This window comes from Amycolatopsis sp. CA-211722, assembly GCF_056828465.1.
Map to the genome: position 1 here is coordinate 622,018 of NZ_CP184752.1, position 13,460 is coordinate 635,477.

A 13,460-nucleotide genomic window follows, 5' to 3' on the forward strand; every position below is an offset into this window, starting at 1 on the left:
GAGCCGAGGGAAGGGGGCCTTCACGCGCCAGGGCACTCAGGTGCGGTTGACGGTGAACGTGCTCGTCGTGTTCCGGATGTCCTCGGCGTTGTCGCTCAGGGTGAGCCCGGTGAACGTCGCCGACCCGACGGCCGGGCCCTGGCCCGGTTCCGGCAGCTCGTTGACCCAGATCCCGATCCCCGACTTCGCGTCGAACTCGTCACCGCTGCGGTGCGCGCCGGTGATCGACACGTTCGTCAGCACCGTGTCCTCGACCGGGTTCTCCGGACGGTTTCCGGTGTACTTGGTCTGGAACATGATGCCGCTGTAGGTCGGACTCTGAATGTCCACATCGGACACACGGATACCCCGGAACTCCTTGGACGCGGAGAACATCCAGATCGCGGGGAACGTCTGCTGCCCCCAGAAATGGCCACCGGTGCGGACCAGTGACACGTTCTGGACGGTCGTCGGCTGCGGACCGAACCCGAGGAACGGGTAGCCGAAGTCGAGCGAGCTGATCGTGATCCCGGAGTACGTCAGCGTGTCCGCGATGTAGAGGTTCCGGAAGGTGTTGCCGTACCCGCCGTACACCGCCAATCCGGCCGCGCGCCAAGGAAGCAGCACGGTCAGGTTCTCGAACACGTTGTCGTACTGGTTGCCCGCGTTGAGGTCCGTGGCGGCGAACAACGCGAAACTGTCGTCACCGGTGGATCGCGCCTCGTTGTTGGTGACCCGGTTTCCCGTGCTGCCGTTGGTGAAGTTGAGCCCGTCGGCGAACATGTCCCGGATCCGCGAGTTCTTCACCGTCGTGTTGTCCACATTGGTCGCCCACAGCAGGCACATCTGGTGCTCCACCCAGATGTCGTCGATCGTCATGTTCGTGACGTTCGTGAAGTTGAAGACCTTGCCGGGACCGTCGATCCGGGACGTGTAGTTCCCGAACACGGCGAACCCGCCGAACGTCGAACCGCTCGCGCTCGCCTGCGCGTCGAACCCGATGTCGGTGTTCTCCTGCCCGGCCGGCGCGGTGAACCTCGTGAACCACGGCCCGGCGCCGAGCACCTTGACCGGTTTGCCGTACACGGTGACCTTGCTCGTCATCGGGTACTGCCCCGGCGGCAGGAAGACACCGGTGAGGTTCGGGTCCTGGCGGACCTTGTCGAGCGCGGCCTGCACATCCTGCTGGGTGAACCCGGCCGGGACGGCGTAGCGCGCCGGGTCGGGGTTCGCGGCCGCGGTGGCCAGCTCGAAGTTCACGAAGTCGATCGCGTAGTTCAAGCCGTTGCCGGCGTCCTTCTGCAGCTTGATCTTGTGCCCGGCGGGCACGGTCGTGCCGAGCAGCATGCTGGCCTCGTCGTAGATGTGCCGAGCGGGGCCGGCTCCCGGAGAGTTCTGCGGAGAGGCTTCGGGACCGTAAAGCCAAGCGTGGCGCGACGTCAGGTCGATGGCCTTCAGGAAAGTGCCGTCGACGTAGACGTTCAGCGTCGAGTTCTGGCCGCCACCACCCGCGGCGTCCGGCATCGAGAACCGGGTCACCAGGGTGTTCGTGGCCGCGCGGGTGGTGAATTCGACCGAGGAGCCGGGCGAATTCAGCGTCACCGCCTTGCGGCCCGACGCCTCCCCCGCGAGATCGCCGATCTTCCGGTTCGGGCCGATCACGGACGCGCCGCCGGCGACCACGCCGTCTTCGGCTTCGTACATGTCGTAGGGCATGTTCGCGCCCCGGCCGACGAACAACGCTTGTGTGCTCGTGTTGTTGCCCTGCTTCACGGGCAGCTCGTTGGCGTCGTTCGCGACGACGGTCTTGACCGAGTACCGGCCGTTCCCGGCCGTCCAGGTGCCGACGTTCACCGGCGGCGCGGTGGCCCCGGCGGCGATCGCGCCGGTGTACGAGCCGGTGAGGGTCTTGACGACGGCGCCGTTCTGGTCGGTGATCGTCACCGTGACGCCGTGCGCGCCGCCGGCGGAAGCGACCGTTCCCTGGTTGCGCACCGTGGCGGTGAAGGTGACGCTGTCACCCGCCGTCGGGTTGTTCGGCGACCAGGCCGTGGCCGCGACGAGGTCGGAGCTGGCCACCGGGCTGACGACGAGGGCCGTCGCGCCCGTGTAGGAGTTGTTGGCCTCGTCCTGCTCGACGACGGCGTTGGCCTCGTCGACCTTCGCGGTGAGCTGGTGGCTTCCCGTCTCCCTGGGGCCGATGTCCGCCGAAACCGTCGCCGACGCTCCGGCCGCGAGCGGGCCGACCTGTGCCGTGCCGGCCTTCGCCGTGCCCAGGTAGAGGTTCACGTTCGTCGCGCCCGACGCCGCGGTCCCGGCGTTGCGGACGGTCGCCGACACGGTGATCGCGTCGGTCTCCACCGGATTCCGGGGCGACCAGGAAACGCCCGACACCGTCAGATCGGGGTTCGGGGCGGGAACGCCGAAGACTTGGAATTCCGCGGCCTGACCGCCAGGGGCACCGGAGTTCGCGGTGATCCGCAGGCGGACGTCCGCGGCGCGGCCACCGGCCGGAATCGTGACGGTGTTGCCGCTCGCCGGGGTGAAGGTGTACGTCTGCGCGGGCACCAAGGTGGTGAACGCCGCCGCCCCTTGGTCACGCCCTTCGACGGTGATCGTCTGCGTGCGCTGTGCCCAAGCGGGATCCGGATTGAGTTTGACCACGACGCGGTCGAGGTCGGCGTTGGACCCGAGCGCGACGGTGAGCAGGTTCGGGTATGCCGCGCCCTCCCAATAGGTGGTCACGGAGTCGTCGTTGGCGTTGGCCGCGACATAGGAGTGCTGCACCGAAGACGCCGTGATCGGCTTGCCCAGCGCGAGATTCGTCCCCGCCCGCGTGCCGGTCCTGGTCACCGTGCCGCTGCTCGGCGACTGGTTGCCCGCCGCGTCGCGGGCACGCACGGAGTAGGCGACCGTCGCGCTCTCCGGCTGGTCGTCGGTGTAGGTCAGGACGTCACCGGCGACGCTGCCGCGTGGTTGTCCGTTGGCGTACACGTCGTAGCCCGTGACGCCTGTGTTGTCGGTCGAAGCCGACCACGTGAGCCGGATCTTGCCGCTCGACGGCTCGGTGTAGGCGAGGTTTCCCGGCGCGGACGGCGGCTGCGTGTCCCCGCCCGCGGGCCCGCGCACCTCGAATTCCGAGAGCTGGGCGGCGGGCCACCCGGTGTTGGCGGTGATGTTCAGCCGCACGAACCGGGTGTTCCCGGTGACGTCGAGGGTGACCGTGTTGCCGGTCGCCGGGTCGAACCGGTGGCCCGCCGACGGCACGAGATCGCTGAAGCTCGTGCCGTTCGCGCTGCCCTGCACCGAGAAGGTCTGCGTGCGGGCTTCCCAGCCCGAGGGCAGTTTGAGTACGAGCAGGGCGATGTTCGTGGCCGCGCCGAGGTCGGCCTGGATCCACTGCGGGAACTGGTTGTTCGTGCTTTCCCAGTAGGTGGCCTGGTTGCCGTCCCCGACGTTCGAAACGGCGTAGCCGGCCAGCTGGCTGCTGGCGGTGTACGTCGCGTCGGCGGCTTCGGCGGCGGCGGAAGCCGCGAGAGGCGTCGAGGGTTCGCTCGCGGCTATGGCGGGTGGGGCCACCAGCAGGGACAGGGCGACAAACGTCACCGCGCGCGTCAGTGGGCGCTTCGTTCTCATGACATTCCTCTGTTCCGGGAGGGGACTGAGCGGAATCTTCCTGACTCTTGTCATGTTCTTGCGCTGAAATGTTCAAGAATTACAGCCCACGGAGCGCCTCAAGTCAACGCCCGGTTCCGGATCGCGTGACCAGGCGCTTTCCGGTTAGCCCGAATCGGCCAATGCCCGGCCAGCCGGAACGAGTACGTTCTTGGTGGTCGGCGAAATCCGCCGTCCGAGGGAAAGGGCCACGATGGATCAGTTTCGCGACACCGCTTCGGCGTTGCGGGAGCTCACCGAGTCGATGCGGCTCGACGAGCCCCGCGACGAGTTGCTGGAACGGGTGGCGAAGAAGGTGGTCGGCCTGTTGCCCGGAGCGGACGCGGCCACGGTGACGCTGTACTCCGACGGGGAACCGAGCACCGTCGCCGCCACCGACCAATCGGTGCTTCCGCTGGACAAGGCGCAGTACAGCGCGGACGAGGGTCCCTGTCTGAAGGCCGCGGAAAGCGGGACGATCGTCCGGACCCTGCTGGACGCCGACGCCGCCGCGCGCTGGCCGGACTTCGCCACCACCGCCGATCTGCTCGGCGTGCGGACCGGGCTGGCCTGCCCGTTGTTCGTACCCGACGAGTCGCACTTCAAGCGCCGGGAGACCGAGCCGCTGGCCGGCGCGCTCAACGTCTGGAGCTTCCAGGAGAACGCCTTCGACCCCGTCGAGGCCGCCCTGGTCGCGATGTTCACCTCGGCGATCTCGGCGATCATCCTGACCGCATCCCGCTGGGCCGCCGCCGAACGACAGGCGGCGACCCTGGTCGCCGCGCTGGAGACCAGGGACGCCATCGCCACCGCGAAGGGAATCGTGATGGCACGTCTGGAACTGAACGCCGAGGAAGCCTTCCGCTGGCTCACCGAGGCGTCACAGCACACCAACCGCAAGATCCGGGAGATCTCGGTGCTGATCGCGGAAGACCCCCGGGCGGTTTTCGGCCGCTAGGCCAGCGAGACCCGGCGGTTCTCGCGCGAGGACTCCAACCCGGCTTCCGCGAGCCGGATGCCACGCACCCCCGCCATGAAGTCGTAGGGATGCGGCGTGTCCTCCACGACGTGGCGGACGAACTGCTCCCACTGAGCGCGGAAACCGTTGCCGAAGTCCTCGTTGTCCGGCACTTCCTGCCACTGCGAACGGTAGGACCGCGTCTCGGCGAGGTCCGGGTTCCACACCGGCTTCGGGGTGGCCTCCCTCGGCTGGATGACGCATTTGTGCAGCCCCGCGACCGCGCTGCCCTGGGTGCCGTCGACCTGGAACTCGACCAGTTCGTCGCGGTGGACCCGCACGCACCAGGACGAGTTGAGCTGGGCGATGATGCCGCCTTCGAGCTCGAAGATCGCGTACGCGGAGTCGTCGGCGGTGGCGGCGTACCGCTCGCCCTTCTCGTCGACACGCTCCGGGATGTGCGTGACGGCCTTCGCCGTCACGGCGTTGACGGCGCCGAAGAGGTTCTCCAGCACGTAGTTCCAGTGGCAGAACATGTCGACGACGATGCCGCCGCCGTCTTCGGCACGGTAGTTCCAGCTGGGCCGCTGCGCGGTCTGCCAGTCGCCCTCGAAGACCCAGTAACCGAACTCGCCGCGGACCGACAGCACCTGGCCGAAGAAGCCGCTGTCCATCAGGCGCTTCAGCTTGAGCAGGCCGGGAAGGTACAGCTTGTCGTGGACGACGCCGTTCTTGACCCCGGCCGCTTCGGCGTGCCGCGCCAGCGCGAGCGCGCCTTCGACCGACTCCGCCACCGGCTTCTCGGTGTAGATGTGCTTTCCGGCGTCGATGGCCCGGACGATCGACTTCTCGCGGACCGCGGTGAGCTGCGCGTCGAAGTAGAGCGGGAGGTCGTCGTCGCCGAGCGCGGCGTCGAGGTCGGTGGTCCAGCGGGTCAGGCCGTGCCGGGTGGCGATCTCTTCGAGTTTGTCCGCGTTGCGCCCCACCAGGACCGGCTCCAGCTGGACCCGCGAACCGTCGGCCAGCTCGACCCCGCCGGCCTCCCTGATCGCCAGGACCGAGCGCACCAGGTGCTGCCGATAGCCCATCCGCCCGGTGACGCCGTTCATCACGACGCCGAGTTTCCGCGTGGTCATCCGTTCTCCTTTGAAAGCGCTTTCCTGCCCACATCCTGAAAGCGCTTTCTCACTGTGTCAAGACCGGGAGGAGCCGAAGGGGACTTTCCCCACATGAGACGCGGCGAAGGGCGCTTTACCCCCATCGGACGCGGGGAAAGTCCCCTTCAGCCCAGGGCGCGGACGGCGTCGAGATACTCGGTGATGGCGTCCCGGTTGCGGAGCAGGCATTCGGCCCGCCGGGTCATCCGGTCACGCTCGGCCTCCAGGGTCGCGAGCATCTCCGCGGTCGCGTCCGAGAAGTGGATCTGCCGGGGCTTGTCCAGGCACGGCAGGATCTGCTTGATGATCCTGGTCGGCAGCCCGGCGTCGAGCAGGCCGCGGACCTGGATGACCCGGTCGACCGAAGGCTCGGCGTAGTCGCGGTAGCCGTTGGCCAGCCGCTCCGAGATGATGAGACCCTGCTCTTCGTAGTACCGCAGCAGGCGGCGCGACGTTCCCGTCCGCTCCGCCAGCTCCCCGATCCGCATGTGCGCCACCTCACCCCGGCCGACTTGACCTTCACATCTATGTGATGGTTCGAGCATACGGAGCATGACTGCGAAACTCCCACTCGGCGCGCTGCTCGCGCTGACCACGGCGGCGTTCGTCACCGTCCTCACCGAAGCCCTGCCCGCGGGGGTGCTGCCCGCGATGAGCGCCGGCCTCGGCGTCGGCGAAGCGGCGACCGGACAGCTGGTGACGGTGTACGCGATCGGCACCGCGCTGACCGCGATCCCGCTGTCCGCCGCGACCGCGGGCTGGCGCCGCAAACGCTTGCTCCTGACCGGGGTCGCCGGTTTCGCCATCGCCAACACGGTCACGGCGCTGTCCACGAACTACCCCCTGACGCTCGGCGCGCGATTCGTCGCCGGGATCGCGGCGGGCGTGGTGTGGGCGCTGCTGGCCGGCTACGCCCGGCGGCTGGCGCCGGAACCGGTGCGGGGCAAGGCGATCGCCATCGTGATGACCGGTATCCCGCTCGCGCTCTCGCTCGGCATCCCCGCCGGCACCTTCCTCGGCGGCCTCCTCGGCTGGCAGGTGACGTTCTCGCTCATGTCGGCGCTCGCGCTCGGTCTGCTCGGCTGGATCGCGCTGGCCGTCCCCGACTTCCCCGGCCAGGACAAGGGCGGCAGGCTGCCGGTGCGCCGGACCCTCGCCGTGCGCGGCGTGGCCGCGGTCCTGTTCGTGACGCTGACGTTCGTGCTGGCGCACAACATCCTCTACACCTACGTCGCCACCTTCCTCGAACACGTGGCGATGGGCGGCTCGGTCGACCGGATCCTGCTGGTGTTCGGCCTGGCGTCGATGGTCAGCATCTGGTTCGTCGGCGTCCACATCGACCGGCGGCTGCGGGCGCTGACCGTGGCCGGCACCCTTCTCGTGGCGCTCGGAGCGACGATTCTGGCGCTGCTGGGCGAAAATCCGGCGCTCGTCTATGTCGCGGTGACCCTGTGGGGGCTCGGCTGGGGCGGGATCCCGACGCTGCTGCAGACCGCCGCCGCGCAGGCCGGCGACATGGGCGGCGCGGCGGACATCGCGCAGGCCATGCTGGTCACCCTGTGGAACGCGGCGATGGCGGGCGGCGGGATCGCCGGCGGCGTCCTCCTCGACGGCTTCGGCCCGCAGTCGTTCCCCTGGAGTGTCCTGGTGCTGCTCGTGCCGACGCTGGCCGTGGTGCTGGTGGCGCGGCGGCACGGGTTCACAGCGGCAGTTCCGGATGACTCCGGATCGCCTCGAGAACCAGGTCGACCGCGGCGCGAGGCGCGGACCCGCGCCTGATCGCCGCGGTGATGGAGCGGTCCACCGGCGTCGCGAGCTCACGGGTGGTGACGCGGTAACGCCGGTCGACGGCGAGGCCGGGCAGGAGCGCGATCGAAAGCCCGGCCTCGACGTGCTGCAAGGTCATCATGTAGTTGCTGAACCGGGCGATCACGCGCGGCTCGAAACCGGCTTCGCGGCAGAGCCGGGTGGCGAGAGTGGCCATGTACGAGTGGGGGACGTCGAACGCCCAGGGCTCGCTCGCGTAGGCGGCGAGGTCGGCGGGGCCGCGGCCCGCGGCCGGATGACCGGGCGGCACGACGAGCACGATCGGGTCGGTCGCGAGCGGCACCAGGTCGATGTCGGGGCCCAGCGGCTGCTCGACGAAGTCCGTGGTCGTGACGATGACGTCGGCGTCGCCGACCCGGAGCGCGGGCATGCTCACGTGCGGTTCGAGTTCGAGAAGTTCGATCTGCAGGCGCGGATGCGTGCGCGCCAGCCGGTTCACCGCCGGGACGGCGATGGTGTGGATCGCGCTCTGGAAGGCGCCGAGGCGGACCAGGCCCGCCGGGCCCTCGCCGAGACCGCGCAACTCGGCCTCGACGGTGTCCATGTGGTCGAGGATCTCTCTCGCGCGGCGGGCCAGCATCCGCCCGGCCGGGGTCAGCCGGACGCGGCGGCCGGTGCGCTCCAGCAGCCGCGTCCGCGTCTCGGCCTCCAGGACCGCGAGCTGCTGGGACACGCTCGACGCGCTCAGGTTGGCCGCTTTCGCGACCGCGCGGACGGTACCGAGCGTGTCGAGCCTGCTCAGCAGGCTGAGCCTCCACGGGTTGAGCATGGCGCCATTGTTGTACGGATCGGCCGAACAGCACAGCCGGAATCGTGAGCTGGACGTGTCGCTCGGCGGGGTTTTACCGTCGGGACATGGCTGCTCCGATCACCGACCTGTCCACCGCCGACCGTTTCTGGGCCGACGCTGACCGGCACCTCGTGCGCTACGCCGGGGCCGGCGATTTCACCCGCGAGATCATCGACCACGCCGCCGGGAGCTACCTGTACACCGAGTCCGGGCGACGGATCCTCGACTTCACGTCCGGGCAGATGAGCGCGATCCTCGGCCATTCACATCCCGAGATCGTCGAGACCGTGCGACGGCAGATCGGCTCGCTGGACCACCTGTTCAGCGGGATGCTGAGCCGCCCCGTCGTCGATCTCGCGCGCAGGCTGGCCGAGACTTTGCCGTCCCCGCTGGAAAAGGCGCTGCTGCTGACCACCGGGGCGGAGTCGAACGAAGCCGCGATCCGGATGGCGAAACTCGTCACCGGGAAGCACGAGATCGTGTCGTTCGCCAGGTCGTGGCACGGGATGACGCAGGCGGCGGCGAACGCGACCTACAGCGCGGGCCGCAAGGGCTACGGGCCGACCGCGCCCGGCAACTTCGCCATTCCCGCGCCGAATTCCTACCGGCCGGACTTCCTCACCCCCGACGGGGAGCTGGACTGGAAGCGACAGCTGGACTTCGGGTTCGAGATGATCGACGCGCAGTCCGTCGGCAGCCTCGCGGCGTGCATCGTCGAACCGATCCTCAGCTCGGGCGGGATCATCGAACCGCCGGTGGGGTACTTCGCCGCGCTTCGGGAGAAGTGCCGCGAACGCGGGATGCTGCTGATCCTCGACGAGGCACAGACCGGCCTGTGCCGCACGGGCAACTGGTACGCGTTCGAACGCGACGGCGTCGTCCCCGACATCCTCACGCTGTCCAAGACGCTGGGCGCCGGACTCCCGCTGGCGGCGGTGATCACGAGCGCGGAGATCGAGCAGGAGGCGCACGACCGCGGCTATCTGTTCTTCACCACGCACGTCGCGGACCCGCTGGTGGCGGCGGTCGGGAACACCGTGCTCGACGTCCTCACCCGCGACCGGCTCGACGAACGCGCCACCGAACTCGGCGCCTTCCTCCGCCGCGGCCTCGACGACCTCGCCGCGCGTCATCCCGTCGTCGGCGACATCCGCGGGCGTGGCCTGCTGGTCGGCGTGGAACTCGTCGTCGACCGGGCCACGAAACGCAGCTCCGACGAACTGGGCGCGCTGGTCACCCAGCGGTGCCTCGAATTGGGGCTGCACATGAACATCGTGCAGTTGCCGGGAATGGGCGGGGTCTTCCGGATCGCTCCCCCGCTGACCGCGACCGAGGACGAACTGGCGGAAGGGCTGGGCACCCTGGACAAGGCGATCGGGGACGTCAGCGCGCGCTGGTCGTGAGGCAAGTCTCGTGAGTGGTGAGGACGGTTAGAACCGTCCTCACCACTCACGAGGCCGCGAACTCGCGAAGCAACCGAGCGACCTCGCCCGGCCGCTCCAAGAACGGCGAATGCCCGACGCCCTCGACGATCTCCACCCGCGCCCCGGCCGCCGAGTACCGCGCGAAAGTCTTGTCACAGTCGTAAAATCGGTCCCGTCGCCCGAGAATCACCAGACACGGCAACGACAGCGCCGCCACTTGCGCATCGAGAGGACGAAACGCGAGCAGCCGCGCCCGTTCCACGAGCACCACCCGAGCCATCGCGGGCGCGGTGACGGCGTGATCGGCCAAGTCCTGCAAGGGATCCTCGAACCAGCCGCCTCGGCGGAACCGGGAGGCGAACCGCACCCACGGCCGGTGCGCCACGAGCCGCACGAGCGCGCTGACCATCGGCAGCAGCACCGAACTCCCCGGCGGAAAGGACGCGTAGCTGTAGTCCGGCGCCTGCCCGATCAGCACCAGGGAACCGGCTCGCGGAGAGATCTCGGCCAGCGCCACGGCGACGTCCGCACCGAAGGAGTGACCGGCGACCAGGACGTCCTCGACACCCAGCGCATCGAGGACACCGGCCACCATGCGCGCCTGCGACGCCGCGTCGAAACCCGAAGAACCACCAGTACACCCATGTCCCAGCAGATCCACCCGGATCACGTGCCGCGTCGCGGCGAGGCCGAGGGTGAGCCGGTCGAACCAGTGGACCGACCCGCAATACCCGTGCAGCAACAACACCGGCGGACCGGCGCCGTCCTGCCGGACGTGGACGGCGACACCGTCCACGTCGAGGAATTCACCGATGGGAGAGCGAGGCACTCTCCGAACCTACTCAGACCTGCGCGCTCTCCCTGCTGCGGGACAACAGGAAGGCCGCGATCCCGGCGGGGAAGAACATGAGCACGCCGTAGACCCCGGCGGGTACGGCCATCGCCTTGTCGCCGAGCACCGAATACGCCACCGCGATCGCGAGCGTGGCGTTGTGGACGCCGATCTCCATGGCGGACGCGATCGACTGCCCGCGGTCCACCCGGAACAACCGAGGCACGTAGAACCCGATTGCCAGGCTGAGCACGGAAAGCGCGAGCGCCACCGGCCCGAGCGTCCAGATGTTGTCCGCCAAGGTCCGGAACTCCTGCGCGATCGCCGCCGCGATCACCAGCACGAGCACCACGGCCGAGCCGATCTTGACCGGTTTGCGCATCCGCTCGGCCCAGCCGGTGAACCGGGCCCGCACCGCCATCCCGATCACGACGGGGATCAGCACGATCGCGAACACCTGCACGAACTTCGCCGGCTGGAGCCCGACCGAGGCGCCGCCGTCGAGGAATCCGGCCATCGACAGGCCGACCACGAGCGGCAGGGTGAACACGGCCAGTACCGAGTTGATCGCCGTGAGCGTGACGTTGAGGGCGACGTCGCCGCCGGCGAGGTGACTGAACAGGTTCGCCGACGTGCCGCCGGGTGAGGCGACGAGCAGCATCATGCCGACCGCGAGCACGCCTTCGAGACCGAAGAGGACGATGAGGCCGACGCAGATCACGGGTAGCACGATCATCTGGCACACCAGCGCGATGACGGCGGCCTTCGGGTACTTCAGCACCCGCGTGAAGTCGCCGACGGTCAAGGTCAGGCCCAGCCCGAACATGACGAGTGCCAGCGCTACCGGCAGGAGGATGGAAAACATCGCCGAACCCATCGAGGGGCCTCCGTCCGATATGCCCTTTTCAGATCGGCAATCGTGTCAAGCGGCGTGAACGGGGTCAAGGTGCCGAAACCCAGCCGTGACCCCGCCCGGACGGCGTCGTAAGAGTTCGGTAACCGCCCGAACCGGGCGATCCGGACGGTTCGCGCGGTTGAATGTCCCCATGAAACGCAAGCGGGTGCTCGCCGTGGTGGCGGCCGGACTGGTGGTGGCGGTGGCCGCAGGCCTCTACTGGTTCCAGCCTTGGAAGCTCTGGGTGAACGAGACGGTCCAGGAAGCACTGCCTGTCGTCGCTCCGGCGTCCCCTAGCGCCGCGCCCGCGCCCGCCCCGAAAGAGCCCATGGTCGTGGCGACCGGCGCGCTGATCAGCCACGAGCACGCGACCAGCGGCGAGGTCCGGATCCTGCGCGCGGCCGACGGATCTTTGGTGCTGCGCCTGGAGAACCTCGACACGAGCAACGGCCCGGACCTCCGTGTCTGGCTCACCGACGCGCCGGTCATCCCCGGCAAGGACGGCTGGTCCGTGTTCGACGACGGCGCGTACGTGAGCGCCGGGAAACTCAAGGGCAACAAGGGAAGCCAGAACTACACACTGCCCGCGGGCACCGATCTGGCGCGCTATTCGAGCGTGACGATCTGGTGCGATCGGTTCAACGTGTCCTTCGGGGCGGCCGAGCTGGCCAAGGTCTGACAGCCAGGCGAAGCCTGTCCGTGGAGCGTGGCGGCGGGGCGGGGTCCGGGTCAGGCGAGCCGGTCCACGGCGTATTCCATCTCCGCGCGGACGGCACGCAGATCGATGCCGCCGGGATCGATGATCGAGGCCACGGCGATCCCCCGCAGCTGCCCCACCAGCGCCGCCGCGTACGCGTCGGGGTCGCGGACGCCGGTGATGGAGCCGTCCGCGAGCCCGGCGGCGACGGTCTGCGCGATGGCGAACCGGTACCGGCGATCGGCCTCGGTCATCGCCGTCCGGACCGCCGGATCGCCGACGGTCGCGTCCGTCCAGAGCACCACGAACGCCCGGTTCAGCGGCGGCATGTCGGTGAGCAGCTCGAAGAAGATGTCCAGCAGGGCGCGCAGCATGTCCATCGGGCTCGGGGTCAGCCCGCCGGTCCGGGTGGCGACGGCGGCGCTGAAGACGTCGGCGAACTTCTCCGCGGCGAACTCGACGAGCCGCCGCACCAGCGTCTCCTTCGAGCCGAACAACTGGTAGACGACGCCGCTGGGATAACCGGTCCTGGCGCAGATCATGCCGATCTTGAGCCGGGCGAAACCCGCCTCGCCGAGCAGGCGGGCGGCGGTGTCGAGGATCCGGGTCCGTGCGATCTCCTGGTCACGCTGGACCTGGTGCTCCTCCGCAGACGAGTCCACGGCGCGATCCTCCCATGACTTCCCGTTCGTCACCCGTCGACGCGGCGTTACGATCCGGACATGAGGATCGCCTTCGCCGCCGACGACCGGAACGCCACCACGGACGCCGTGCAGGCGTATCTCGCCGAGGCGGGCCACGAGGTGCTCCGCCCCGCGGCGTCGGACGTCTGGCCGGAACTCGGCGCGGCGGTGGGCAGGGCGGTCGCGGAAGGCGAGGCCGAGTTCGGCGTGGTGATGTGCTGGACCGGGACGGGGACGGCCATCGCCGCCAACAAGGTGCCCGGAGTCCGCGCGGCGCTGGCCTGGGACACCTGGATCGCCGCCGGCGCACGCAAATGGAACGACGCCAATGTGCTGGCGCTGAGCCTCAAACGGCTGGCCCCCGACGTGGCCGTCGAAATCACCGACGTGTTCCTTTCCGGTGTCCTGCCCGACCCCGACGAATCGGCGAATATCGCCCGGCTCGGCGAAATGGACGAATTCCGCCGCTGAACGGCAGTGAACCAGTGAACGATTAACGCTGTCGAACGTATTAGGCCGTTCGCAGGAAAATCACCACTCTACGTAGTGATGCTTCCCATATTG

At 69.0% G+C, this 13,460-nt stretch carries 12 protein-coding genes; 5 read left to right on the forward strand and 7 right to left on the reverse strand.

Features of this window, described 5'->3' with window-relative positions:
* Positions 1 to 36 precede the first annotated feature (36 nt).
* Positions 37 to 3,615: a discoidin domain-containing protein gene (locus tag ACOCEP_RS03010; RefSeq protein ID WP_482335635.1), complete on the reverse strand. Its 3,579-nt coding sequence runs from the start codon at positions 3,613 to 3,615 to the stop codon at positions 37 to 39.
* Positions 3,616 to 3,847: 232 nt separating this feature from the next.
* Here ACOCEP_RS03010 and ACOCEP_RS03015 point away from each other — a divergent pair, with 232 nt between their 5' ends.
* Complete coding sequence (locus ACOCEP_RS03015; protein ID WP_482335636.1) at positions 3,848 to 4,591, forward strand: GAF and ANTAR domain-containing protein; 744 nt, start codon at positions 3,848 to 3,850, stop codon at positions 4,589 to 4,591.
* Here the strand turns inward: ACOCEP_RS03015 and ACOCEP_RS03020 are convergent.
* Both ACOCEP_RS03020 and ACOCEP_RS03025 read right to left on the reverse strand, forming a co-directional pair.
* Complete coding sequence (locus ACOCEP_RS03020; RefSeq protein ID WP_482335637.1) at positions 4,588 to 5,727, reverse strand: Gfo/Idh/MocA family protein; 1,140 nt, start codon at positions 5,725 to 5,727, stop codon at positions 4,588 to 4,590. The genes ACOCEP_RS03015 and ACOCEP_RS03020 overlap by 4 nt on opposite strands.
* A 146-nt stretch (positions 5,728 to 5,873) precedes the next feature.
* A complete protein-coding gene (locus ACOCEP_RS03025; protein WP_482335638.1) occupies positions 5,874 to 6,236 on the reverse strand; it encodes a MerR family transcriptional regulator in 363 nt (120 codons plus the stop codon).
* A gap of 64 nt (positions 6,237 to 6,300) precedes the next feature.
* On the opposite strand from ACOCEP_RS03025, the gene ACOCEP_RS03030 reads away from it, so the two are divergent.
* A complete protein-coding gene (locus ACOCEP_RS03030; RefSeq protein ID WP_482335639.1) occupies positions 6,301 to 7,527 on the forward strand; it encodes an MFS transporter in 1,227 nt (408 codons plus the stop codon).
* On the opposite strand, the gene ACOCEP_RS03035 is transcribed toward ACOCEP_RS03030, so the two are convergent.
* On the reverse strand, positions 7,448 to 8,344 hold the full coding sequence (locus ACOCEP_RS03035; RefSeq protein ID WP_482335640.1) for a LysR family transcriptional regulator: 897 nt from the start codon (positions 8,342 to 8,344) through the stop codon (positions 7,448 to 7,450). The genes ACOCEP_RS03030 and ACOCEP_RS03035 overlap by 80 nt on opposite strands.
* Before the next feature lie 86 nt (positions 8,345 to 8,430).
* On the opposite strand from ACOCEP_RS03035, the gene ACOCEP_RS03040 reads away from it, so the two are divergent.
* Positions 8,431 to 9,768 (forward strand): aspartate aminotransferase family protein, encoded by a 1,338-nt coding sequence (locus tag ACOCEP_RS03040; RefSeq protein WP_482335641.1) that lies wholly within the window; start codon positions 8,431 to 8,433, stop codon positions 9,766 to 9,768.
* 46 nt (positions 9,769 to 9,814) lie between these two features.
* Here ACOCEP_RS03040 and ACOCEP_RS03045 read toward each other — a convergent pair whose 3' ends face one another.
* Positions 9,815 to 10,618, reverse strand: coding sequence for an alpha/beta fold hydrolase (locus ACOCEP_RS03045; protein WP_482335642.1), 804 nt, complete (start codon positions 10,616 to 10,618; stop codon positions 9,815 to 9,817).
* A 13-nt stretch (positions 10,619 to 10,631) separates the two neighbouring features.
* Positions 10,632 to 11,486 (reverse strand): bile acid:sodium symporter family protein, encoded by an 855-nt coding sequence (locus ACOCEP_RS03050; RefSeq protein WP_482335643.1) that lies wholly within the window; start codon positions 11,484 to 11,486, stop codon positions 10,632 to 10,634.
* A gap of 181 nt (positions 11,487 to 11,667) precedes the next feature.
* Here ACOCEP_RS03050 and ACOCEP_RS03055 point away from each other — a divergent pair, with 181 nt between their 5' ends.
* On the forward strand, positions 11,668 to 12,195 hold the full coding sequence (locus tag ACOCEP_RS03055) for a DM13 domain-containing protein (RefSeq protein WP_482335644.1): 528 nt from the start codon (positions 11,668 to 11,670) through the stop codon (positions 12,193 to 12,195).
* Between the two features lie 50 nt (positions 12,196 to 12,245).
* Here ACOCEP_RS03055 and ACOCEP_RS03060 read toward each other — a convergent pair whose 3' ends face one another.
* Positions 12,246 to 12,875 (reverse strand): TetR/AcrR family transcriptional regulator, encoded by a 630-nt coding sequence (locus tag ACOCEP_RS03060; RefSeq protein ID WP_482335645.1) that lies wholly within the window; start codon positions 12,873 to 12,875, stop codon positions 12,246 to 12,248.
* Positions 12,876 to 12,935: 60 nt separating this feature from the next.
* Here ACOCEP_RS03060 and ACOCEP_RS03065 point away from each other — a divergent pair, with 60 nt between their 5' ends.
* Entirely contained in the window at positions 12,936 to 13,367 is a 432-nt protein-coding gene (locus ACOCEP_RS03065; protein ID WP_482335646.1) for an RpiB/LacA/LacB family sugar-phosphate isomerase, read from the forward strand.
* The last annotated feature ends 93 nt before the right edge of the window (positions 13,368 to 13,460 follow it).

What these genes read in the sequence shown, in the direction of transcription:
- ACOCEP_RS03055 (WP_482335644.1), top strand. Translation starts at nt 11,668, where the DNA reads ATGAAACGCAAGCGGGTGCTCGCCGTGGTGGCGGCCGGACTGGTGGTG.
- ACOCEP_RS03015 (WP_482335636.1), top strand. Translation starts at nt 3,848, where the DNA reads ATGGATCAGTTTCGCGACACCGCTTCGGCGTTGCGGGAGCTCACCGAG.
- ACOCEP_RS03035 (WP_482335640.1), bottom strand. Translation starts at nt 8,344, where the DNA reads ATGCTCAACCCGTGGAGGCTCAGCCTGCTGAGCAGGCTCGACACGCTC.
- ACOCEP_RS03020 (WP_482335637.1), bottom strand. Translation starts at nt 5,727, where the DNA reads ATGACCACGCGGAAACTCGGCGTCGTGATGAACGGCGTCACCGGGCGG.
- ACOCEP_RS03030 (WP_482335639.1), top strand. Translation starts at nt 6,301, where the DNA reads ATGACTGCGAAACTCCCACTCGGCGCGCTGCTCGCGCTGACCACGGCG.
- ACOCEP_RS03010 (WP_482335635.1), bottom strand. Translation starts at nt 3,615, where the DNA reads ATGAGAACGAAGCGCCCACTGACGCGCGCGGTGACGTTTGTCGCCCTG.
- ACOCEP_RS03025 (WP_482335638.1), bottom strand. Translation starts at nt 6,236, where the DNA reads ATGCGGATCGGGGAGCTGGCGGAGCGGACGGGAACGTCGCGCCGCCTG.
- ACOCEP_RS03065 (WP_482335646.1), top strand. Translation starts at nt 12,936, where the DNA reads ATGAGGATCGCCTTCGCCGCCGACGACCGGAACGCCACCACGGACGCC.
- ACOCEP_RS03050 (WP_482335643.1), bottom strand. Translation starts at nt 11,486, where the DNA reads ATGTTTTCCATCCTCCTGCCGGTAGCGCTGGCACTCGTCATGTTCGGG.
- ACOCEP_RS03040 (WP_482335641.1), top strand. Translation starts at nt 8,431, where the DNA reads ATGGCTGCTCCGATCACCGACCTGTCCACCGCCGACCGTTTCTGGGCC.